The sequence below is a fragment of the Glutamicibacter sp. NPDC087661 genome (assembly GCF_044743275.1).
Lineage (GTDB): Bacteria > Actinomycetota > Actinomycetes > Actinomycetales > Micrococcaceae > Glutamicibacter.
This window is the reverse complement of record NZ_JBIUWE010000001.1, coordinates 410,699-431,340: the sequence shown is the minus strand read 5'-3', so window position 1 is coordinate 431,340 and position 20,642 is coordinate 410,699. Positions and strand designations below refer to the sequence as shown.

General features: G+C 60.3%; 16 protein-coding genes and 1 pseudogene. 10 read left to right on the top strand and 7 right to left on the bottom strand.

Going from position 1 to position 20,642, the window contains the following annotated elements:
• Positions 1-16: 16 nt before the first annotated feature.
• From ACIOTN_RS02065 to ACIOTN_RS02055, 3 genes are all read left to right on the top strand, one after another.
• A complete protein-coding gene (locus ACIOTN_RS02065; protein WP_402734747.1) occupies positions 17-1,609 on the top strand; it encodes a fatty acyl-CoA synthetase in 1,593 nt (530 codons plus the stop codon).
• On the top strand, positions 1,606-2,805 hold the full coding sequence (locus ACIOTN_RS02060) for an acyl-CoA dehydrogenase family protein (RefSeq protein ID WP_105657569.1): 1,200 nt from the start codon (positions 1,606-1,608) through the stop codon (positions 2,803-2,805). Before ACIOTN_RS02065 ends, ACIOTN_RS02060 begins: the two co-directional genes overlap by 4 nt.
• A gap of 63 nt (positions 2,806-2,868) precedes the next feature.
• The gene (locus tag ACIOTN_RS02055) at positions 2,869-3,333 is read left to right on the top strand and encodes a phage tail protein (RefSeq protein ID WP_402734746.1); all 465 of its coding nucleotides are present in this window, start codon (positions 2,869-2,871) and stop codon (positions 3,331-3,333) included.
• A 66-nt stretch (positions 3,334-3,399) separates the two neighbouring features.
• On the opposite strand, the gene ACIOTN_RS02050 is transcribed toward ACIOTN_RS02055, so the two are convergent.
• Together ACIOTN_RS02050 and ACIOTN_RS02045 are read right to left on the bottom strand one after the other, a co-directional pair.
• Entirely contained in the window at positions 3,400-4,263 is an 864-nt protein-coding gene (locus ACIOTN_RS02050; protein ID WP_402734745.1) for an MBL fold metallo-hydrolase, read from the bottom strand.
• Positions 4,264-4,292: 29 nt separating this feature from the next.
• Positions 4,293-5,258 carry an RluA family pseudouridine synthase gene (locus ACIOTN_RS02045; RefSeq protein ID WP_402734744.1) on the bottom strand — a complete coding sequence of 322 codons (966 nt, stop codon included), beginning with the start codon at positions 5,256-5,258 and terminating at the stop codon, positions 4,293-4,295.
• A gap of 368 nt (positions 5,259-5,626) precedes the next feature.
• Here ACIOTN_RS02045 and ACIOTN_RS02040 point away from each other — a divergent pair, with 368 nt between their 5' ends.
• From ACIOTN_RS02040 to ACIOTN_RS02015, 6 genes are all read left to right on the top strand, one after another.
• Positions 5,627-6,310 carry an MSMEG_4193 family putative phosphomutase gene (locus tag ACIOTN_RS02040; RefSeq protein WP_402734743.1) on the top strand — a complete coding sequence of 228 codons (684 nt, stop codon included), beginning with the start codon at positions 5,627-5,629 and terminating at the stop codon, positions 6,308-6,310.
• Between the two features lie 10 nt (positions 6,311-6,320).
• The gene (locus ACIOTN_RS02035) at positions 6,321-6,860 is read left to right on the top strand and encodes a DUF3090 domain-containing protein (protein ID WP_133833662.1); all 540 of its coding nucleotides are present in this window, start codon (positions 6,321-6,323) and stop codon (positions 6,858-6,860) included.
• Positions 6,857-7,624, top strand: coding sequence for an SCO1664 family protein (locus ACIOTN_RS02030; RefSeq protein ID WP_133833661.1), 768 nt, complete (start codon positions 6,857-6,859; stop codon positions 7,622-7,624). The genes ACIOTN_RS02035 and ACIOTN_RS02030 overlap by 4 nt, the downstream gene beginning before the upstream one ends.
• Before the next feature lie 73 nt (positions 7,625-7,697).
• Positions 7,698-8,537 (top strand): alpha/beta fold hydrolase, encoded by an 840-nt coding sequence (locus ACIOTN_RS02025; RefSeq protein WP_402734742.1) that lies wholly within the window; start codon positions 7,698-7,700, stop codon positions 8,535-8,537.
• A gap of 48 nt (positions 8,538-8,585) precedes the next feature.
• Positions 8,586-8,972: a hypothetical protein gene (locus tag ACIOTN_RS02020; protein WP_133833660.1), complete on the top strand. Its 387-nt coding sequence runs from the start codon at positions 8,586-8,588 to the stop codon at positions 8,970-8,972.
• 271 nt (positions 8,973-9,243) lie between these two features.
• Positions 9,244-9,537: a DUF4287 domain-containing protein gene (locus ACIOTN_RS02015; protein ID WP_105657576.1), complete on the top strand. Its 294-nt coding sequence runs from the start codon at positions 9,244-9,246 to the stop codon at positions 9,535-9,537.
• A gap of 397 nt (positions 9,538-9,934) precedes the next feature.
• Here the strand turns inward: ACIOTN_RS02015 and ACIOTN_RS02010 are convergent, their stop codons facing one another.
• On the bottom strand, positions 9,935-10,522 hold the full coding sequence (locus ACIOTN_RS02010; RefSeq protein ID WP_105657578.1) for a GNAT family N-acetyltransferase: 588 nt from the start codon (positions 10,520-10,522) through the stop codon (positions 9,935-9,937).
• A 297-nt stretch (positions 10,523-10,819) separates the two neighbouring features.
• Positions 10,820-12,151 (bottom strand): NtaA/DmoA family FMN-dependent monooxygenase, encoded by a 1,332-nt coding sequence (locus tag ACIOTN_RS02005; RefSeq protein WP_402734741.1) that lies wholly within the window; start codon positions 12,149-12,151, stop codon positions 10,820-10,822.
• Between the two features lie 177 nt (positions 12,152-12,328).
• Between ACIOTN_RS02005 and ACIOTN_RS02000 the strand changes: the two genes are divergently transcribed.
• Positions 12,329-12,688 carry a MerR family transcriptional regulator gene (locus tag ACIOTN_RS02000; RefSeq protein ID WP_402734740.1) on the top strand — a complete coding sequence of 120 codons (360 nt, stop codon included), beginning with the start codon at positions 12,329-12,331 and terminating at the stop codon, positions 12,686-12,688.
• 547 nt (positions 12,689-13,235) lie between these two features.
• On the opposite strand, the gene ACIOTN_RS01995 is transcribed toward ACIOTN_RS02000, so the two are convergent.
• The 3 genes and pseudogenes from ACIOTN_RS01995 to ACIOTN_RS01985 form a co-directional block, all read right to left on the bottom strand.
• On the bottom strand, positions 13,236-13,844 hold the full coding sequence (locus tag ACIOTN_RS01995; protein ID WP_402734739.1) for a hypothetical protein: 609 nt from the start codon (positions 13,842-13,844) through the stop codon (positions 13,236-13,238).
• A 52-nt stretch (positions 13,845-13,896) separates the two neighbouring features.
• A complete protein-coding gene (locus ACIOTN_RS01990; RefSeq protein WP_402734738.1) occupies positions 13,897-20,001 on the bottom strand; it encodes a hypothetical protein in 6,105 nt (2,034 codons plus the stop codon).
• 297 nt (positions 20,002-20,298) lie between these two features.
• Positions 20,299-20,535 (bottom strand): annotated as a pseudogene (locus ACIOTN_RS01985) (DUF933 domain-containing protein); the annotation flags it as partial.
• Positions 20,536-20,642 lie beyond the last annotated feature (107 nt).

The window sequence follows — 20,642 nt, the reverse complement described above, 5'->3', positions numbered from 1 at the left end:
CGCAAAGGAAACTACCATGAGTGCATTGCGAGCCACCTCGGCGATGAATTCCGATGACCAGAACACCATTGGCGCGCTGCTGCGCCGCTCGGTGGCCCGCTGCCCCGCGGACAATGCTCTGGCCTTCGGGGAACGGAACTGGACCTACAGCCAGCTGGCCGACGGGGTGAATCGGGTGACTGCCCGGTTGCGGCAGGCAGGCCTGCCGGCCGGTTCGCGAGTTGCTGCCTATGCAGCGAACAGCGACGCCTATGCCATCTTGTTCCTCGCCTGCGCCAGTGCCGGGTTGGTCCACGTGCCGGTGAACTTCGCGCTCAGGGGCGACGAGTTGCGCTACCTGCTGCACGATTCCGGGGCCGCACTGGTCATCGCCGATGAGTCACGCCTCGAACTGGTCCAGGAACTGCGCGATGCCGGCGGCCTGCAGGCAGTCAAGGATGTTTGGCCGCTGCTGCCCGGAACCGGAAACAGCACCAGCGTGCTGGAAACGGCGATGGATGAAAGCGTGGAGGCCGCGCCGCCTGGAGCTGCGGTGGCCGGCACGGATCTGGCCCAGCTGCTCTATACCTCCGGAACCACCTCGGCACCCAAGGGTGCAATGATGACCCATTCGGCGCTGGTGGCCCAGTACGTCTCAGCCATTATCGCCCTGGATCTGGAGGGCACGGACCGGCCCCTGATCGCGATGCCGCTCTACCACTCGGCGGCCATGCACGTGTTCCTGCTTCCCTATCTGTCATTGGGTGCCAGCATCCGCTTGCTCGCCAAACCCGATATCGGCGAAATCCTGGAACGCGTCGAATCCGAACGCATCGGCTCGCTGTTCTTGGCCCCCACCGTCTGGGTGCCTCTGAGCAATCACCCGGATCTGGACACCCGCGACCTGGGCTCGCTGGCCAAGGCGCAGTACGGTGCCTCGATCATGCCGGTAACCGTGCTGGCCCGCTTGCGCGACCGCTATCCGCAGATCGGGTTCTACAACTGCTTTGGCCAGTCCGAGCTCGGCCCGTTGTGCACGGTGCTGCGCCCCGAGGAGCACGATGCACGCCCCGCGTCCTGCGGCCGCCCGGTGTTCTTCATCGAAGCGCGCGTGATGACCGCCGAGGGGAAGCTCGCCGATGCCGGTGAGCCCGGAGAGATCCAATACCGTTCTGCACAGGTCATGAGCGGCTACTGGAACAAGCCGGCGGAAACCGAGCAGGCATTTGCCGACGGCTGGTTCCGCTCCGGGGACCAAGTGGTCAAGGACCAGGGCGGCTACATCCAGGTGGTGGATCGCATCAAGGACGTCATCAATACCGGTGGGGTGCTGGTAGCCCCGCGCGAAGTGGAGGACTGCATCCACGAATTGCCCGAAATTGCGGAAGTCGCGGTGGTGGGCATTGATGATGAACGCTGGATCGAGGCGGTGACCGCGGTCATTGTGCTCAAGGCCGGCGCCACGCTCACCGCCGAAGAGGTGCGCGAGCACGTCAAGTCCAAGCTGGCGCACTACAAGGTTCCCAAGCGGGTGGACTTTGCCGCACAGCTGCCCCGCAACCAATCGGGCAAATTGCTCAAGCGCCAGCTGCGTGCCGAACGCAACAAGACTTCGGGCGGCACCCATTGACCCGGGACCCATGGGCACCCTACGACCTGGCCTCGGCTTTGGACATCGATTATCTATCCGCTTTCGATGCTGCCACCGACGAGGATCGCAAGCATTGGGCCCGCGCCCGGCACTACGGAGTAGAGATCCTGCCCAGCATCAACCAGCATTGGGAGAACGCGCATTATCCGCTGGATCTGGTTCGCCGCATGGGCGAACTCGATTTGTTCACCGACGGTCTTCGGATTCCAGGCCACGCCCACTTCTCCCCGCTGGCCGCGGGCCTAGTGGCCATGGAGCTTTCGCGCGCAGACGGTTCGATGGCCGCGGCCGCCGCGGTGCAGGGCGGCCTGGTGCTGCGCAGCCTGAAATTCTTCGGCAGCCCCGAACAGCAGGAGAAGTATCTGGAACCCGTGGCCTCCGGTGAGCTGCTCGGTGGTTTCGCCCTCAGCGAGCCGCATCATGGCTCGGACTCTGTTGGCCTGGATTCCAGTGCCCGGCGCGATGGGGATCACTGGATCATCAATGGCCATAAGAAATGGATCGGCAATGGAGCCGCCGGAGGCATCACCATTGTGTGGGCACGCGACGTCGCCGACTCCCGGGTCAAGGGGTTCATTCTCGACCAGCAGGCCCCTGGCTACGAGGCTTCCCCGGTGCGCGGCAAGGGCGTGCTTCGCGCGATCGAACAGGCAGAGATCCGGCTCACGGACGTTCGCGTTCCTGAATCCGCCAGGCTCACCGGGGCCGGCGCATTCAAGGATGTCTCGCGGGCACTGGTTGAAACCCGGGTGAATGTTGGTTGGTCGGCGCTAGGCCATGCCCAGTTCGTCTTCGAAGCGGCCCTGCAGTACGCCAAGCAGCGCACGCAGTTCGGCAAACCCCTGGGCGCGCACCAGATGGTGCAGGAACGATTGGCGCAGATGCTCGCCGAAATCACCAATATGCAGTTGCAGTGCGTGGCCGTGGCCGGTGCCCAGGCTGCCGGCCGGTTGAAAGACACGCAAGCTTCGCTGCTGAAGTACCACAACACCCGGGCTGCCCGCCGGGTGGCAGCCACCGCCCGCGACCTGCTCGGCGGCAATGGAATCTTGCTGGAAAATCACGTGATTCGCCATTTCGGCGATATCGAGGCATTGCATACCTATGAGGGAACCGAGTCTGTGCAGGCATTGATCCTCGGCAGGGACCTGACCGGATTCAGTGCCTTCGGCTAGTTTCGCGGAGTACGATAACAACGAATTACCGAATCCACGGGGCCAACGCCCGAAGGGATGCCCTTGCCATACCTTGTTGATTTCAAAGACGTATCCACCCAGGGTCTTGAGACTTCGCCTGTTGCTGACGCGCTGGCAGGCTTGCGCGCCAACGAAGCGCGCTATCTGAAGAACAAGTTCAACCACGACTTTGCCGTGGAGCAAGCAGACGACGCTAGGGAAGCCATAGCTTGGGTGCACACGATTCTGGCGCAGGAACGCGACTTGCACATCGCATCGAAGCCATTGCAGGCAGCTGTGTTCGAGGCGGATGGCGCCAAGCGCGCCTATGTCTTCTACGCGTCCGGCTTGTCCATCAATGTTCTCTACGGCCTGGGTCCCGGCGAGAAGCGCGCCGTGGGCTTCAAGCTTTCCGATGGCATGGCTGTGCCCAGCGAGCTGGAAGGGAAGTTCAAGTTCGCTCGCCAGAAGTCCAAGCTTGCAGGGACCATCCGCGGCTCGTACTTCGTGATCAAGAACGAATACTGACATTTCGCCCATTCCGCCGCTGCCCTCAGTCGAGTGCCGGCCATGAGGTCATTTCGTGCTCTGGCTTCATGCGCCGCGCTTTCCTGGTTCCTTCGCGTTACCCGGCAGCTGCGCGTAGGCATCTTTGGCAGCTTCGAGAAGGAAATCGGCAGGCCACAGTTCTTGCAGCTCTGCAGGGAACGCAATGTCCTTGATTGCCGCACCGTTCTCATGAGCCGAACCCAGGGTCGTGGCGAGCAGCTCGAAGCAGTGCATTTGCCGAACGACGAATTCCCGGTCGACGGGCTCTCCATGGCCTGGAACAATCACGTCTCCCGGCTGGATGCGCGCTAGCAGGGATTGGAGCACCACAGGCCACTTCATCGGATAGGCGCCCGAGCCGAACATCGGTGGACCAGACTGCTCGATGATGTCGCCAAGGAACCATGCCTTGGCATCAGGAATATGGATCGCAAGGTCGGTGTCGGTATGCCCGGCACCCAGCGGGATCAGTTCAACTTCCCGTCCGCCTAGATTTGCCGTGCAGGGTTCGGCCAGCAAGTGGCTAGGCGGCGTCAGCGTTACACCGCTCCAATTCGTTTCAGGTTCGAGTTCCGGCGAGCGCTGCACCATTTCAAGCCGGGGCTTCTCGAACTGCTCGAAGTGCGCGGGGATCCGGTGATGGCCGTAAATCGGGATTCCCCGCTGGGCAAAGAGCTGGTTGCCGAAGGTGTGGTCATAATGCGCGTGGGTGTTGATCACGGCAACGATCGGCAGTCCGAATTGCGTTGTGGCTTCGTCAAGGATTTCTTGTGCTTCGGGTGCGTTGTTGCGGGTATCGATGATCGCCACGCCTTGCCCGCCGAGCACCGCGCCCACGGTAATATCCAACGGTTCATATCTGCGCTGGAATACTCCCTCGGCAACGTGCTTCCAGGGTCCTTCAGCCATCTTTTCCCCTCGTGCCAGCCTTGCTTGGGCTATAGCCCCGCCTTCAGCAGCTGCTTCCAGCGCTGCGGCATGGGTGCCTCGATCACCAGTTCCTGGCCATCGGGCTTGGGAATCACCAGCTTAGTCGCATGCAGGAACAGCCCGCGACCCCCAAGCTGTTCGACGCGGCGGTTGAACTTCGCGAAGCCATACCGGTCGTCTCCTGCAATCGGATGGCCTTCGCTTTGCAGGTGGACCCGGATCTGGTGCTTGCGCCCGGTCATCAGTTGCACATCCAGAATGGTGGCGCGCTGGCCTACGCGCTGCTTCACGGTGACATGTGTTTCGGCTCGCTGCCCGTTCGGATCAACTACGACCTTGTCGGCACGGCGCAGCAGCGGCGAGTGGATCGATTCGGTCTTTTCGCTCCAATGCCCTGCAACGAGCGCAAGGTAGTGGCGTTCTATCTCCTCTTCGCTCTCCCGAAGCATCTCATGCAGGTAGCGCAGCATGCTCGGGGTCTTCGCCAACACCAGCAGCCCGGAAGTATCGCGATCCAGCCGGTGGCTCAATTCCAGGTCCGGCAGCTCGGGGCGCAACTGGCGGAAAGCTTCGATAACCCCCGCAGGAATATCGGTTCCCCGGTGCACGGCGACGCCGGCAGGTTTGTCAATCACCAGGACGTCTTGGTCTTCGTGCAGGACGCAGTTGCGTAGCCGCTTGAGCAAGGGTGCCGGGACATCGAAGGCTGGTGCCACGCCCTGTTCTGCATATAGCGCCGGCAGCGTGATCTGGTCGTTTACGGCTAGCCGGTACCCTTCCTGGACTTTCTTGCCGTTGACACGCAGTTGCCCTTTGCGCATCAGCCGGAAAAGCTGCCCGGCGGGCACCGTCTTGAGCTGGACCCGGAGGAACTTCTCGATCCGCCGGCCAGCATGCCCGCCGTCGACAAGGATGGTGCGTGTCTTGGAATCAGACCGCTGTTCTGACGCTGGCTGCTGGAGGACTCCAGACAAGAATTATCACTCCGTTTATAAGGCCACATCCAGTGGTGGATCATGGCGTCGCCGCTTTCGACGAGTCATTTGCAAGGGACTTCCGGGAGCTGCCGCCCCCGAATTGGCCAACTTTCATGGTACCCCGATGCCGTGAGCCGGTACGAGCAAAGGCGCTGTTATGAGGACTGAACTCACACCTCGCCCGGCGCTCATCGAGCCATAGCGTTCGCTCGGCGAACCAATGATCAGCCCTGGCCCTCGCGTTGCAGCAAGGGTGCAACGGGTGAAGGTACCGCACCTCCAGAACCTGCCGGGCTCTTCGAAGCCCCGGACCTGTTTTCAGCCCAGGAGTCGCTTGCCACCATCTCCATGACTAGGCTGGGTTCATGGCCACAGTAATCCTTGTGCGGCACGGACGCACTACCGCCAACGCCACCGGCGTACTGGCCGGACGCACCCCCTCAGTATTCCTCGACCAAACCGGCGAAGAACAGGCGATTCGTACCGCCGAACGCCTAGCAGCGCTCCCCTTGGCTGGCGTTGTCTCAAGCCCGCTGGAACGCTGTGTGCAAACGGCGGAGTTCGCCATGCAACGGCAAAGCCCAGCGGCGCATTTGCTGATTGAACCCGAACTCTCGGAATGCGACTACGGCCAGTGGCAAGGCCGCACGCTGCAGGACTTGGCCGCCGAAGACCTCTGGAAAGCGGTGCAGTCAGCTCCGTCCTCGGTGACCTTCCCGGATGGCGAATCCATGGCCGGGATGCAATCCCGGGCAGTAGCAGCCATCAGGCGCCATGACGCGGCCATCGAGGCCGAGCATGGTGCCGGAGCGGTATGGGCGGCCTTCAGCCATGGCGATATCATCAAGTCGGTACTGGCTGACGCGCTGGGAATGCATTTGGATCTGTTCCAGCGACTGAATGTGGGCCCGGCTTCCGCATCAATTGTGCACTACGGGACCGGTGCGCCTCGCGTGTATTCCATCAACACCGACGCCGGAGACCTCTCCTGGCTAGCCCCAGGAATCAAGACAACCGATGCCCCAGTCGGCGGCGGAGCAGGACACTAAGGAGAGCGAAATGACGGCAACAGTCAACGAATTCAATTGGCCAGACCGCATTGTCATTGGCACCATCGGCGAGCCCGGGTCCCGCACCTTCTACCTCCAGGCAAGAGCCGGCAAGGAACTGTCCAGCATCGCCTTGGAAAAACAGCAAGCCGCGGTGGTTGCCGAGATGATTGACGAGATTCTCGATCAGCTCTCTACCGTCAAGGGCAACCCCTTCAGCGTTCCCGAACATACTCCGGTGGAACTGGTTGACAACGATCCGCTGGAAGAAGTCAACGAGTCCTTCCGGGTGGGTTCCATGAATCTCGGATGGGATGCCACCGTAGCGCAGGTAGTTCTGGAAGCCTTCTCCTTGAACGAAGAAGATGAAGCCGACTTTGATCCAGATGGACCGGGCGCGCTCCTGCGCGTGCGCATGCCCGTAGGCACTGCACGCGCTTTCGCCATGCGCACCCATGAGATCGTGGCTGCTGGGCGGCCTATGTGCGCCAACTGCGGTTATCCGATTGATCCGGATGGGCACACTTGCAAAGATGAGAATGGCGAATGAGCTCTCCCGATCTGCTGACCGCGCAGCTGGAACTCACCGGCCGCATCACCACCGCCTCCAACGCAACTTTCCTGGGCAGCATCGGCGAGAACAGCGTGGTCTACAAGCCCATTGCTGGCGAGAAACCCCTCTGGGATTTTCCCCATGGCACCCTCGCATACCGCGAAGTTGCCGCCTTCCTCGTATCTGAAGCCCTGGGCTGGAACCTCGTCCCGCGCACTTGGCTGCGCGAAGGGCAGTTTGGCGAAGGCATGGTGCAGCTATGGCAAGAAGTTGATCGAGGACAGCACCCAGTAGACATCGTAGCCGCGGACATGGTGCCAGCTGGCGGTTGGAAGACCATTCTGCATGGGCAGGATGAATCGGGGCGGCAGATGACCTTGATCCACGAGGATACACCTGCGCTGCGGCGCATGGCGGTCTTCGATGCACTGGTCAACAACGCAGACCGCAAGGGCGACCACGTTCTAGCCATGCCCGGTGGCCACCGCTACGGAGTCGATCATGGGCTCTGCTTCAACGCAGAGCACAAGCTGCGCACCGTGCTTTGGGGTTGGGTTGGCCAACCGCTGGGTGAAGAAGAACTGGCCGGCCTCCGAACAGTCAGCGATGCCCTGGACGCAGAACTTGGCCAAGAACTGACCAACCTGCTAGACGATGAAGAAATCGCGGCGCTCGCCGAGCGCTGCGCTACCCTGCGCAGCGAAGGGCACTTCCCTGCTCATAGGGGGCAGATGCCCGCCGTGCCCTGGCCGCTCTTCTAGAACTCCGATTCCTATTGACCCCAGGACGGCAGGCAAGCCATCCTTGGATTCTGATAGCAAAGGCAGGTCGCGCATGGGAACGGTTGAAGCCAACGTTGTGGAGCTCGGTGCCGAATCCTTCGGCAGCAAAAGTGATCCATTGGTTCTCCTCATCGGCGGAACCACTATGCTTGCTTGGCCAGATGCCCTGTGCCAGGCTCTGGCCGCTGGCGGGCGCCATGTGGTTCGCTACGACCTGCGGGATTGCGGTGAATCAACGGCCGGGAACCCGATGAAACCCGATTACAACCTGCGCGATCTGGCCTCGGATGCCGCAGCGCTGGCCAGATTACTGGATAACCGTCCAGCGCATGTAGCCGGTATCGGAGTCAGCGGCATGATCGCGCAGATTGCGGCGCTGGATCATCCCAAATCATTTGGCGCCCTGACGCTGATAGGCACACGACCAGTAGCTCCCGGTCCGGTAGACAAAGATTTGCCAGATCATGACCAGGCAACCATGGGCAAGCTGTTTTCCCGCCCTATGCCGGATTGGGCAGACCGCGCGGCCGTTGCCCAATTCTCCGCCGAGGGTTCGCAAATTCTAGGCAATGATCCAGAAGTTGCCATGGACTTGGCCTCCCGCATCTGGGACCGTACGGCCAGCGCAGAGCCCGAAGCCCATCTGGCAAACCAGATCGGGATCGTCTTTTCCAAGCTGGACTGCACTCCGCGCTGGCGCGAGCGGCTGTCCGAGCTCGATATCCCCACCTTGGTGGTTCACGGTGCAAAGGATCCGTTTTTCCCCGTCGGCAACGGTATAGTGCTAGCCGAAGAAATCCCGAACGCTTCCTTGCTCGTCCTTGAAAACGCTTCAACTGCCATTCCGTCTTCGGCGATCTCCGAGGTAGCTTCTTCGATGCTGCTGCTCTAGGAACGTAGCGATGCAATTCCTAGTCACAGGGCAATATAGGCTGTCCCCATGGATAACCGACCTAAGCGAGTCCCAGGCGGAGAACTTCGACCTGCTGAACTAGAGCTGCTGGCCTTGCTCTGCAGCGGCACAGATGCTGAATCAGCAAAGGCTCGACAGCAACTGAAGTTTGCGCGTTGGGGCGGCTACCAGTTCAAAGAATGCGAGTGCTTCTCGATTTCCTTCACAAGCAAACTCGATTGCCAAAGCGTCCGGCATGGTGGTGGCCCATTCTCCACTGTTCTCGTTTCAAAAGATGGCAAGGAGCTGGGGCATCTGGATCTCTGGGTTGTTGCCGGATACCTGCATTCAGTCGATTACATGCCGTTTGAAGACGATCCCGGGCACCTGCCAACGGCGGAGAATTACACGTTGGAATTCAGCGAACGGAACTAGGCTTCAGCACTTGCGGGCAGCTGTTCTCCACTGTCCCGAGGCATGCGTCTTTACTTGCCTGCGGGTCATTTCAACCAGCCTGGTTGCTGCCGATCAGGGCGCCATCACTGGTGGCGATTAGACGCGGAAGGCCGCAAGGATGCCAGTCGTGGAGCACACCGTGGTTCTCGTGCGCTGGCCGCGTGGCATCCTCCGGCTACTACTTCTATGCGCGGCGTGGGATTAGGTCTAGTATTCGAGGCACCTATTCATGCCTTCGAGAGGTTTCTCCATGTCATTTCAAGCCTATCTGGACACCATAGAAATGAAGACCGGGCTCACTGCTCGCCAGCTGATCGAGATCGCCCGTGAGAAAGGCCTTGGCCAAGAAGGGGTCAAAGCAGCAGAGATCCTGGCATGGCTCAAGGAGGACTACCAGCTTGGCCGGGGCCACGGCATGGCGATGGTCCATGTCATTCAAAAGGGACCGAATATCTCCAGCAAGCACGTTGGATCCGGAGGCAAGCACAATGACGAATCAGATGTTCTGTGGCTCGACGGCATCGCAACTAAGCCTTCCAACTGAACCAGCCGAAAGGCAGGGGCTATAGTTCCGGCTCGGAGTACTCGGTTCCAGTGTCTTGCCGTTGGTCGCGTACCGCAGTGATAGCGGATGTAGCAAGAGCAATTGCTATCGCGATCCAGAAGCTGCCAAGAGCCTCGGCGAGCGACCGGCCGGAAATCATGCAATAGCACGCAAGGAACAAGGCCAGCCCCAAAATCGAGATGCCAAGGTACACCGAGACTCGTAGCCAGGCTACCTTGGGAAGTTTCCTCATTCGATCTGCCTCCACTTCCCTAGCGCTCGATCCTTTTTCTTCCAACGGTATGTTGAGCTGTGGGGATATACAACATCGACCGTGAAAAATAGCCCGGGCTATCGCCAAGCCCGGTCATATCCTGCGTAGGATATCGCTTGGGCGTCACCACGCCCGCCCGCGAAGGTCGACTTCCCCTTGTGGCCAGGAAGCAAGCTGGGACTCGATGGGCAAAATGAGCAGGGGTTGGCCCGCCGGGTCGTAAATTGCTTGTCCTCCACGGCTAATCGAACGCTCGGCAGCGGAAATCCGAGTCCATCCACACGAGCTGTAGAAAGCGGCCACCTCCTCGCGGCAACCGAGATAGCCGAACGCAATACCGCCGGCATCAACCATCGATGAAGCCACGAGATTCATCAGGATTCCGCCTAGGCCGCGGCCCCGCGCGCGCTCGGAAACCAACACTCCACCCACACCTGCAACGACAAGGTCGCGGCCTCCCACACCGATCGTGCGTCGCGCCCACCCGACATGGCCGACAACCTCGCCTTTGCACCGGGCCATGATGTGGAAATCATGCGGGGCATAGCCATATGGCAGATCCGGATCCCAGATGCCGGCATCCCGCAGGTACTCGGCATCGAACAGTCTGCGAAGCTCCGCGGCATCTTGCTCTGCCAGTTCTGCGTGCGCAACAATCTCCAGCGCAGTTTCAAGTATCGTGGCTTCGCTCGAATCGTCTGCTCGCGTCAACGACAGGCCTCCTTTTGGATTCCGGTAACTGCTTCAAGTATCAGGGGTATGCGTGGGATATGGATTACTGTCTCCTGCCATATTTCCCTTGCCAGTATCCCGCACCAATGCGCGGATCCTGCCCTCTGTCTGGCGCAGCTCATCCAGTAGTCAACGTGAAACGCGACTATACATTATCCCTGGACTCCACGAGGTTCCGGCACAGGCCAACCTCTGCTCTCGCGACCCGCAATCAGACGAGCGGCGCGACCAGCGGCACCCGCACGAGCGAGTTCGCAGGCATCCGATCAGGCGTGATCACTTCAGCCAGTCGCCGAGTCCGTACTGGCCGGGGACGCCGAGGTTCTCGCGCAACGTGGAGCCCACGTAGTCCTCGGGATAGAGGCCGCGTTCGCGCAGGATCGGCACGACCTCGTCGACGAACGCGTCAACGCCGTCCTCATAGACATCGGGCGACAGCCAGAAGCCGTCGGCAGCACCGGCCTCGAACCATTCCTGCAGGTGATCGGCGTGCACCGTTCCCGGCCCCACGGTCACGGGATGGTAGTCGATCACGCCGTGCGCGAGGATGTCGCGCGGCGACCACCCCTCGCGCGCCACCTTGAGCGCGATCCCGGAGCGCGGGTCCTGCGGCGAGGCGTGAGCGCTGGCCAGCTGTTCGGGCGTGAGCGGCTTGTCGATGCGCTCGGACAGGATCGGCACACCGATCATCGCGCTGAGGTGCGGCAGGCGCGCCTCCATGACCTCGCCTGACATCGACAGGCGCCGGTCGAGCCCTTCGCGCACCGTTGGGGACACTGTGGTCATGATGCCGACGATGAACTTCACGTCGTCGGGGTTGCGGCCAGCTTCCTCGGCGGCCCGGCGCAGCGCCCTGCGCGCAGCGCGAGCCTCGTCGATCGTCCACACCTCCGTGATGAAGCCGCTCGCATAGCGCCCCGCCAGCTCGAGCAGATGCGGGCTCGGTCCTCCCGAGGTGAAGACGACGGGCTGCCCTTGCTCCGACGGCGGCAACGCGAGCGGCCCACGGGATGCGACGTACTCGCCGCTGAGGTTGATCGGCTGCAGCTTCGCGGGGTCGATGAAGCGGCCCGATTCCTGGTCCTTGATCCAGGCATCCATCTCCCAGCTGCCCCAGAGCGACTGCACGATCTGGATCGATTCATGGGCGCGCTGGTATCGCTCGGCCCGGTCCGCGACGGGCTTGCCGTAGTTCGACGCGACGAGCTGGTCGCTCGTCGTGACGGCGTTCCAACCGGCGCGGCCACGGCTCATGATGTCCAGCGTCTTGAACTGCCGGGCCGTGTTGTACGGTTCCTGGAACGTTGTGGACCCCGTGAGCACGAAACCGATGTTGTTCGTCGCTTGCGAGATCGCGGCCGCCTCCATGAGCGGATCCATGATGTTGCTGACGGTCGAATGCTCCAGGCTGCCCCGCACGGCCGGGAAGTCGGGCGTGAATACGAACGAGAAGCCACCGCGCTCGGCGGCTTGGGCGTAGCGAATGTTCGCCTCGACCTTCGAGTAGTTTCCAGGGTCGACGTGCGGTGCCCGCCAGGCACCGGGCAGGGTGCCGTAGCCGTCAGTCAGCGCCAAGCCGAGAATCATCTTGCGTTGTTCCTTGTCCATGGAACCATCATCGAACATTGACATCCATGTAAAGGTCAAATTACCTTGCCTGCAGGCCCGCGGACTCTGGCACCATGGCCGATTGCGCGCAGCCTGCGGGCGGATTCGATGAGGGCTGCCGTGGCCGGGAGGCAGTTCCGACCCGTATCCTTGACATGGATGTGAAGGAGAACGGGAATGCGGATCGGCGAGCTGGCCAATCGAGCTGGGGTGCCCACGCGCATGCTCCGGTACTACGAGGAGCAGGGACTCATCACGCCGCTGCGGCTGGAGAACGGGTACCGCGACTACGACGAGTATCTCGTGGAGCGCGTGCTGAAGATCCGCAGGCTGCTCGACTCAGGGGTCCCCACCCGGATCATCCGCGACATGCTGCCGTGCCTGAACGACATTGGCAGCACGATCGTTGCCGATCCCGATCCTGAACTGCGCGCGATGCTCGTCGATCAGCGCGACAAGCTGGCCGAGCGCATCGTCCTGCTCCAGCAGAACCGCGACGCGCTGACGCGATACATCGACGCGATGGATCACGCCTGACTTCCGCACGCACAAGGTGCCGGAGAATCCCGTCCTCTGCGGGGCATGATCGGCAGGGCAGCTCCTTGCGCGCCGCGGGCAGTGGCCGCAGGGAGCTCAGGCCGATACTTGAGTGCCCATGAACTCAACAGGTCCCTAATCGCGCTTCGGGGCTCCACCCAAGTAAGAGCTCTAGAGCGCACGGCGGAGTCCGACCGGAATGCCTCGCGGATCCGGCTCCCAGACAGTCGGTTAGATCGCCGTAACGCGGGGCCTGGTGCCTTAGCCTGCTTGCGGCGTTGCCCCATAAGGGAAATGGCCCATGCACCTTGAACGGCATCGCTAATGTGGAGGAGCTTTCCTTCCGGCGCCACTTCGTGATGAATCAATGGCACGAGGCAAAAAATCACCCCCGGCTCCAAAAGAAATCGAGGGCGATTGAAACATGAAAATTACACGTTGAAGCGGAACTCCAGCGAGTTCCGTCACGGAACAACATGCTGTGCAATTCGTAACTTCAGCGAAAAATTGCCACAGCGGCTTGGCTGGGAGCCTCACAGGACCAGGATCAAAGGCTGGGGGAAGTCTTGCCGTCTAGTTCGTCGGCAAGACCGGTGAGCTCATCAGCCATTGCCCGAAGCCTTCGGGCAAGGACGCAGTTGTCCGACTCAGTCTTCTCCTCCGTGTCCAACCTATAGAAAGGCTCGTCACCAATGAACTCGCGCAGGCGCCGGTGAACACGTCGAGTGGTCGCCGTCAGCTCGTCCTCCAAAGGTGCCAACGCAGCCGAAGCTGTGGCCAACCATGGCTCGTTCCGCGTTGTCGCGTCCTGACAGGCTAGCCAAATCAATGCCAGTACAGCCTGCCGCGTAAGCCGCTCAAGAGAAACCGCCTGAACAACAAGTGGGGCCTCGGCTTTCTCTGCCGCATTTAGCCCGCCAGCATACTCCTGCAGCCGCGAGAACCTCCACGGCCGATCATCACCCAGCATGTCTAGCGCAGAGAACACTAAGTCGAGCTCGTACGCGGGGACCTGCCCGGGAAGCTTCCGCCGAGCACCCCAAACGCTCAAGATCGTCTCGACGATCTCCGTCCTCTGTCCAATTGTTACGTCATCGTCAGTTTCTGCGGCGACAATCAAGGCAGCAAGGTGGTGCGCCATCCACTGCCCCGTCACGTCGTGCTCCTCACACGCCGCAGCAAGCTTCCGACCAAGTTCTAGGGTAGCTTCAATACTCGGTCCACTGCCCATCCGGACTGATGAGATAGACCTTTGTAGACCACTCGACCCTGTTGATTTCATCGGATTTCTTCCGTTCATAGGACGACCTGTGTACGTCTCGTCTCAGATTCACTTGGACCACTAGGCTCATGTCGAGCTCGTTGAGAACTTCCAGGAGGAACTGTGAGCTTATCTCCAACTTTTGACCACTCGTTCCGCTCCGGTGCTCCCGCCCGGTCTGTTCAGTGGCGTCCCACACCTGGCTACGGAACGCTGGGCCGCCCATGTAGGTCCAATCCCGGAGATCCTTATCGGTTGTGAGGCCGAATCTGTCCACGATATCGGCACCTGGACGAAATGGCGGGAACACGACGTTCCGCCCTCGCTCGTCATCCTTGTCCATCGCCGCATAGAAGCTCGACGCGTCAATCCACGGGAGCAACCGAAATGACGCCCCGCGCTGGTGGTCGTAGTCATCTTGGAGGTTTTCGTCGGTCGTCGGGAGCCGCCCGAGATATCCCAGCACGTTCGTCTGCAATGCAATAAGGTACGAGCGAGCCGTCGAACGAGGAACCAAAGCACTCGAAATGCTGGCTTCTTCGGACATGTCTTGGAACGTCGTGTCATACGACGCGTTGACCACGATCCAATCCATGCCGTGGCCTACAGCGCTTTCGAACAATGATGGAGTCAGTGACCACCTCCATGTATTACTCCCGCTACCCGCAATGCGCAACTCGGGAGCAGGCACCGGAGGGGCGTCCCGACGGTCGGCCAACCAACGGCCATCGCGACGCTTCGGCATGAAATCGTTGAGCCACGAAGTGTACTCGTCGAACTCAGAATCCGCTTCTTTGTGCGACTTTAGCGTCAGCGCAAGGTCAGCGGCAAGCGTCAGGAGCGAATGCACTGCGGAGTAGAACGTGAAGTCCTCTTCCTGAGGCCAGCTGCGATGGTCGGGATATGAGCCGCTCTGGCCGTACACCCCGGCGTCGCGGCGAGGGTCCGTATTATCGTCGTCGTACCCGGTCAGATCCCTGGAGATGGCCATTGTCTTCTTGGCCAAGGCCTGCTCGGTTGTTCCGAAAACTCGCCCGAGGGGCTGAACCCAATAAGACTGGAAGTCGAAGAAGAACGGGTACCCGTCGCTGTCTTGGTCTATGTCGGATTCGAACGGGTCTTTCCGTGAGCGTTGTCCTTGCCAGTCGAGTTCTTCCCAGTCGGCGAGCAAGCGTCGGGAGAGGCGCTCGGCCAACTCCGGCGTCGGTGATATTACAGCACTGTCGAACAAGATCTGAAGCGTCCGCTGCGCTAGGACCTGGTTAACAGCATGAGCTGGCCCGTCAACCAGGTTGAGCATCCACGGAACAAACGGAACCAGGAGATTAGCATTAGGCTCCGACGCTGCTCTCTCCAGCGCGAACAACAACCACATCCGCGAATGGATCTCATATCTAGGGAATCGACCGTCGTGGAACGGCGAAGGGTCGTTCGTCCCGTCAGCGAATCTAGCCAATTCGGCGAACGTATTTCTATCTCCGATCTGCACTAACAGCAGCACCGCGTGGGCAGCTTGCCACCGGCGAGAAACTGCGATGTCCCCCAGAGCCGCCCAAATCAAACCGGCAAGGCAGCTGGCCAGGCTAGTAGGAGCGGCTGGTAAAGTGTCATACGGGCCGTCTGACGTTGTCGCTGTCGGTGCGAGGTCGTCGAAGAGCATAGCGAGCGCATCGAACACGAGCTGCGCCTCGGGAATGGTAAGTGTGCGAGCGATGTGGGACGCCAAGCTGAAGTACTCCTCATGATTCAGAGTGTGCGCCCTTTCGCCGAGTTTCACGAACCCACCCTTAAGAATAATTTCCCTCGACACCCCTGCGGCTACGGCGAATTTGTTCAGCTCGGTGCGGTCGTACCAGCGCGTCGCGATATTTGACGCAAACCGGTCGGCGAACACGGTAGCCATATAGGTAATCGATTCATTCAAGCCCGCGCTCGGAGTTTGCTCGGATGCGTACGTTGCCGCTAAGACGAAATCTTCTTCGCGTGCCCCGGCCGAGTCAGCGATAGCCCGGATGGACTCAGCCAACTTCGCAGGAATCTTTCTCAGCGCACGGCGAACAACCTTTTTCCGAGCATCGGCGTACCATTCCACATGCTCGAACGCGCCGTCCCAGCCCTCCGCAGTGGTGAAGTCGAACCGTTTAACCACCTTTGACGGTTTCAGTTTCGTGGAACCACGCCAAGTGCGAGACATTCCTGTGCTACGGTCCGCACGCGGAACAACGTTGGCGCTCCGCAAGTATCTCGTGAACTCGGAGTAAACGTCGTTCAGGCGTTCTGTGTCCTTCGCCGGCAAGCGTCCAGTGATGGTTTCCCATTGAGCGGGTGCTCCAAACGCGTCAACAGCGAGAGCACCAACCGGTCCACATGTACTCGACGAACTGCGCATGATCGGACCCAGGAGCCTGTCGAAAGACAGCGCGCGTCGGTCCCGTTGCCTAGACACGGCTGCATAATAGCTCGGTGGATGCATCGCAAAGAGCGGGTTGGCGAGCTGCGAAACGTCCGAACGTTCGTCAGTATCGAGAGTCTCACCGATCTGAAGGAGCCGGTATGCTCGCTCAGGCTCTGCACCCGTTCCGAGCCGATGAGCAGTGTTCGTCAGCGCGTACCAACGCGCAGGCAGGTCATCACCGACGAGTTTGGCCTCTCTGTCCGCGATGTTGAAGATGGCTCGCGCCTCAGTTTCACTCGTTGCCAAGATTGCGCGCGCCAACTCGACCAGCTCGTCAACTCGCATGTCCGCATTGGCACGGTCCTTCTGACTCGCAATCAGGGCTCGGTTCACCGCTGCAATCGCGAACCCTGCAAGTGCCGGGTTGCGTGCAGCACACCTGATGGCGGTGAGTTGAGAACGAATCAGGGTTTCCCCCGAGGCTTCATGCCACGTCTCAAATTGAGCGACAACGGTGGGATCTGGCAGTACGCCCAAGACCCGGATTGTGAAGTCTGCGATTCCATTGAGCAGGACGAATGGCATGTCGTAGCGGGGCCTGACAGCGAAGTCGGTCGCAGCGAGCGCCCCCAGCGCCTTGCTAACGGACTCAGTCGGTCCGTCTAGCACTACATCGACAATGCACGTAGCCCACGGCAGGAGCTGTGGAATGTTCTCCTTGAAGTCGCGCGTGGCACGATCATGGGTCGCCCGGTCCTTCGATAGGCGTTTGAAGAACTCCGCTGTCACGACATCCTCGAGGCTCAGAATCTGACCGGCGAGACGAGCTTTTAGTGCATGCCCGAGAAGGCAACTCGTTGAAGGCAATCCGGACCAGCGTTCACCTTCGTGATTCCCGAGAGGCACGAGATGAATGTCGAGAATCCGGAGTGCTTCGGCGTTTGTGACCGCAGAGATGAGGACAGCATGCAAGAGCGCCCAAGTAACGCCACGAAGGTCCTTGTCATAGACGTAAGGTCCCCGCGCGTTGTTGAACTGCTTTTTTCGGTCGCTCAGCATCTCAGCGAGGGCAGTTGTGGCCTCGTCGGAGGGGACGATTCCGTAGTCGAACATCGTCTCGATGATGCCGATCTGGATGTGCTTCCGAGAGGCAGCAAGAACCAGCAGCTCGGACAGCTGATCGGTCCGACCAGCGTCGGCAAGCCGCGATGCGAACTTAGCGCTGACTTCGCGTACGAAGTCGTTGGGCCGCCAACCAGCAAGAAAACGAACCCCTGCGTTGGCACCTTCGAGATTAGTGATGGCACACGCGAGATCGGCAATATCCTCAGGGCTGATCCTCGCATGAAGTTCGCGGCGCGCGTCTCTGTCCAAACGAAGGATTGCGCTAATAGTGTTGTACGAAGCTGTGAAACGGGCACGGCCTAGATCGCGCCGTTCTTCGAGACTCGACAACATCAGAGCCTCGACGTGAAGATTCGAACCTGGCCAGCGAGCGGTCAATTCGCGACCGGAGCACAGTGAGTCGACTACGTCCCTAGCAAGGAACCTAGCGGCAATGTCAGGGTTCGCGCGGAACATCTTCATCCTACGCGCATGACCCGAAGAGAGCGTGCCCGCCTTTACAGCCAACAGTGCGGCGTCACTGTTTCGCTTTGCGCGCAGCGCCGCTCCCAAAGCGAACCGAGCACGGGCTCTCGCGATCTCCTGTGCCTGAAGGTCATCAATACCGGCCGGAAGACCGCCGTCCGACAGCGCCAGTTCAACCAATTCATCGACCATTCGAGCTTCGAACAGCAACTGGGGCAGCACTGTGGCGATGTAAGCAGAGTCGGAGGCGTGAGGAACGACACGGGTCGCGAAATCGCGCATTTCAACGGGATTGAGGCTGTGGTTATTCGTAAACCACGTCTCTGTCGGTTCGTCACGGAACTGGAGGGAGTTGTTATTGAAATGAAGGCCCCTGCCAAGCGCAACTGCGAAACTTCGAATTGCGTCTACGCTGACGACTGTGATCTTGGAGAGATCGACAAGTGGAATGGTCGGATGCATCGTCGCGAGTGCCTGGCACAACCGCTTCAATTCGTCAGGGAGCAGGTGCCCCTGCGAGGCAACCTTGCGAACCTGTTCTGCCAGCAAGGTGTCGAGGGCTTCTCCTGGTCTGTTGGTCGCGATCTGGAGCGCCGAGATGGCCCCGCCCGCGGTCTGAGCACCTTCCATGGCCATCGCCTGGACTCGCGGGTTCCCAGTACTCAGCACGTGAAGTTGAGCTCCCTGAGACTCAGTCGCCGAGGGAAACCTAGTCCGAAGGTGCGCCAGTGTTTGTGGTTGGTCGAATCCAGTAAGTGCGATCTCGCGAACGTCTCCCTGGAGCTCCAAGAGATGTTTTCGCTCAGGGCGGCACAGGACAACGAGGCGGAAGTTTGTAGGCCACTCTATTTCGAACAGGTCTACTACGAATGGTCGCTCATCGAACTTCACAGCTGCCATCACGGCGTTGTCCGCAGCGTCGATGACGATAGTGAGGAATCCATCCGACTGGGCGTCTGCGAGACGCTCGCATGCCTTGCGGACCTTGTTCTCGAAGGCTCGAACGTAGTCACCATCTTCTGCGATCTGGGACGGGACCAGAGCCGTGGAAAGACCTTTACTCGCGAGCTCGTTCGCAAGTTGAGTCAGTGCAACCTTGTGCTGGTGCCGTCGCCGACCGATCTGGCGGTAGTCACCTCCCGCGAAGCTGTCGAAGACCAACGTCAACGACCTATCTGCGAGTTCGTCCCTCAGCATCCCGGTGAAGATCGATTTTCCGACGCCGCCGTGTGCGGTGAGAAGGAGCTTGGTCTCGTCGCCGGTGCGAAGGACGGAGGCGATAGCGTCTACGTCTGCTGTCCGAATTACGTGTTCGAGATCCTCGAACACGGGCATTGCGGGGAAAATCTGTTCCTCGGTTGTACGTAATATGACGAGAAGATCGTGACGTTTGAGGGTGTTCGACTTGGACTCGTGTGTCGCCATGCGGGAGACGTGATTCATGAGGTCAGCGAGTTCGGATCCGGTGCCCCCACCGGGGAGGTGGTCCTTGAGCTCGTCAATCAGGATCCGCTCAACATCTGCGACCCCAGAGGTGCCGTCATCAACCGTCAATTGCTCGCAGAAGTGCTTTTCGGAGCCCGTATCCGTTCCAAACCCAAGCGCGGCGCGAAGGTACTGCCCCTCGGCCGTATGCGATGGAGGACGCCCAGCGCGCAAGTCGGCCAGGGTTTGGCGAACCTTAATGTTGAGATGCCTGTTAGTGACGAAACTGAACTGGACCGTGGCCGCATTGCCCTCGGAAAAAGCGGCACGGTAGATATCCGCGAACTTGCTCAGGGTCTTAGACAGTTCAGAGCTTGTGATCGGGTTGCCGATGCGGACAGAGGAGTGCTTGAGCTGGTGGTAATGGACTCGACTTGTCGGGTCATCCGGGCTCTCGCCAAAGTACTCGGCGACGTCGATAATCTCCTCGCTCGGTACGCTCTCACCTTCGATTGGCCCTTCGACGCTGATCGCCACGAGGTCGGAAGTCGAGTCGAGAAGCCGTAGCGCACGCAACGAAGCCCAAAGATAGTGAAATCTGTCTCCACTACGCGTGGTTCGAACAATGTCAGCATCAGCCACAGGTCAGACCAACTCCTCGCAAAGGTCAAGCTGTTTCAAGCGTAGCGGATCGCGGGCAAGGATACCGCTCGGCAGGATGCTTGGGTTGCTGAGAAGGGAATGCGTCATTCTTCCGCGACCTCGGCAGAATCACCAATCGGGCTTCCCACACTTTCATGACAGCGCCACCGATAATCGATGCCCATACCGAAGTGAGCTGTCATCTACCCGGGACCGAACGGTCGGCCGAAAATCTTGCGGAGTGGGTACGGACTGGCCAAGGACCGAACCCATTCACACCTGCGCAATAGCGCAGAACTAGACGTTGAAGCGGAGCTCCACCACATCGCCGTCCTTCATGATGTATTCTTTGCCTTCGATGCGGGTCTTGCCCGCGGACTTGATGAAATCGGCGTGGATAACTCCGACACCCTCGGGCGCGGTGGCATGCTTTGCGCTGGTCAAGGCACGAGTTTCCTTCGGACCAACGGCCAGGTAGGGCTGCAGACCCAGGTTGTCGAAGCCGACGCGCTCCAGCTTGCCCAGATCGGAATCGGCGATCTCTGCATTTCCAGCATATGTGCCCTAATTCCGGCATCATTCGAATTTAAGGTTTTCTGACACGCCAGTAGTTCATCTAGTGTCGCGCAGACTCTACGGAA

Excerpts from the sequence above, each read along its gene's own strand:
- ACIOTN_RS02035 (WP_133833662.1), top strand. The coding sequence starts at position 6,321 with ATGACGGCAACAGTCAACGAATTCAATTGGCCAGACCGCATTGTCATT.
- ACIOTN_RS02015 (WP_105657576.1), top strand. The coding sequence starts at position 9,244 with ATGTCATTTCAAGCCTATCTGGACACCATAGAAATGAAGACCGGGCTC.
- ACIOTN_RS02000 (WP_402734740.1), top strand. The coding sequence starts at position 12,329 with ATGCGGATCGGCGAGCTGGCCAATCGAGCTGGGGTGCCCACGCGCATG.
- ACIOTN_RS02025 (WP_402734742.1), top strand. The coding sequence starts at position 7,698 with ATGGGAACGGTTGAAGCCAACGTTGTGGAGCTCGGTGCCGAATCCTTC.
- ACIOTN_RS02030 (WP_133833661.1), top strand. The coding sequence starts at position 6,857 with ATGAGCTCTCCCGATCTGCTGACCGCGCAGCTGGAACTCACCGGCCGC.
- ACIOTN_RS02050 (WP_402734745.1), bottom strand. The coding sequence starts at position 4,263 with ATGGCTGAAGGACCCTGGAAGCACGTTGCCGAGGGAGTATTCCAGCGC.
- ACIOTN_RS02020 (WP_133833660.1), top strand. The coding sequence starts at position 8,586 with ATGGATAACCGACCTAAGCGAGTCCCAGGCGGAGAACTTCGACCTGCT.
- ACIOTN_RS02005 (WP_402734741.1), bottom strand. The coding sequence starts at position 12,151 with ATGGACAAGGAACAACGCAAGATGATTCTCGGCTTGGCGCTGACTGAC.
- ACIOTN_RS02040 (WP_402734743.1), top strand. The coding sequence starts at position 5,627 with ATGGCCACAGTAATCCTTGTGCGGCACGGACGCACTACCGCCAACGCC.
- ACIOTN_RS02065 (WP_402734747.1), top strand. The coding sequence starts at position 17 with ATGAGTGCATTGCGAGCCACCTCGGCGATGAATTCCGATGACCAGAAC.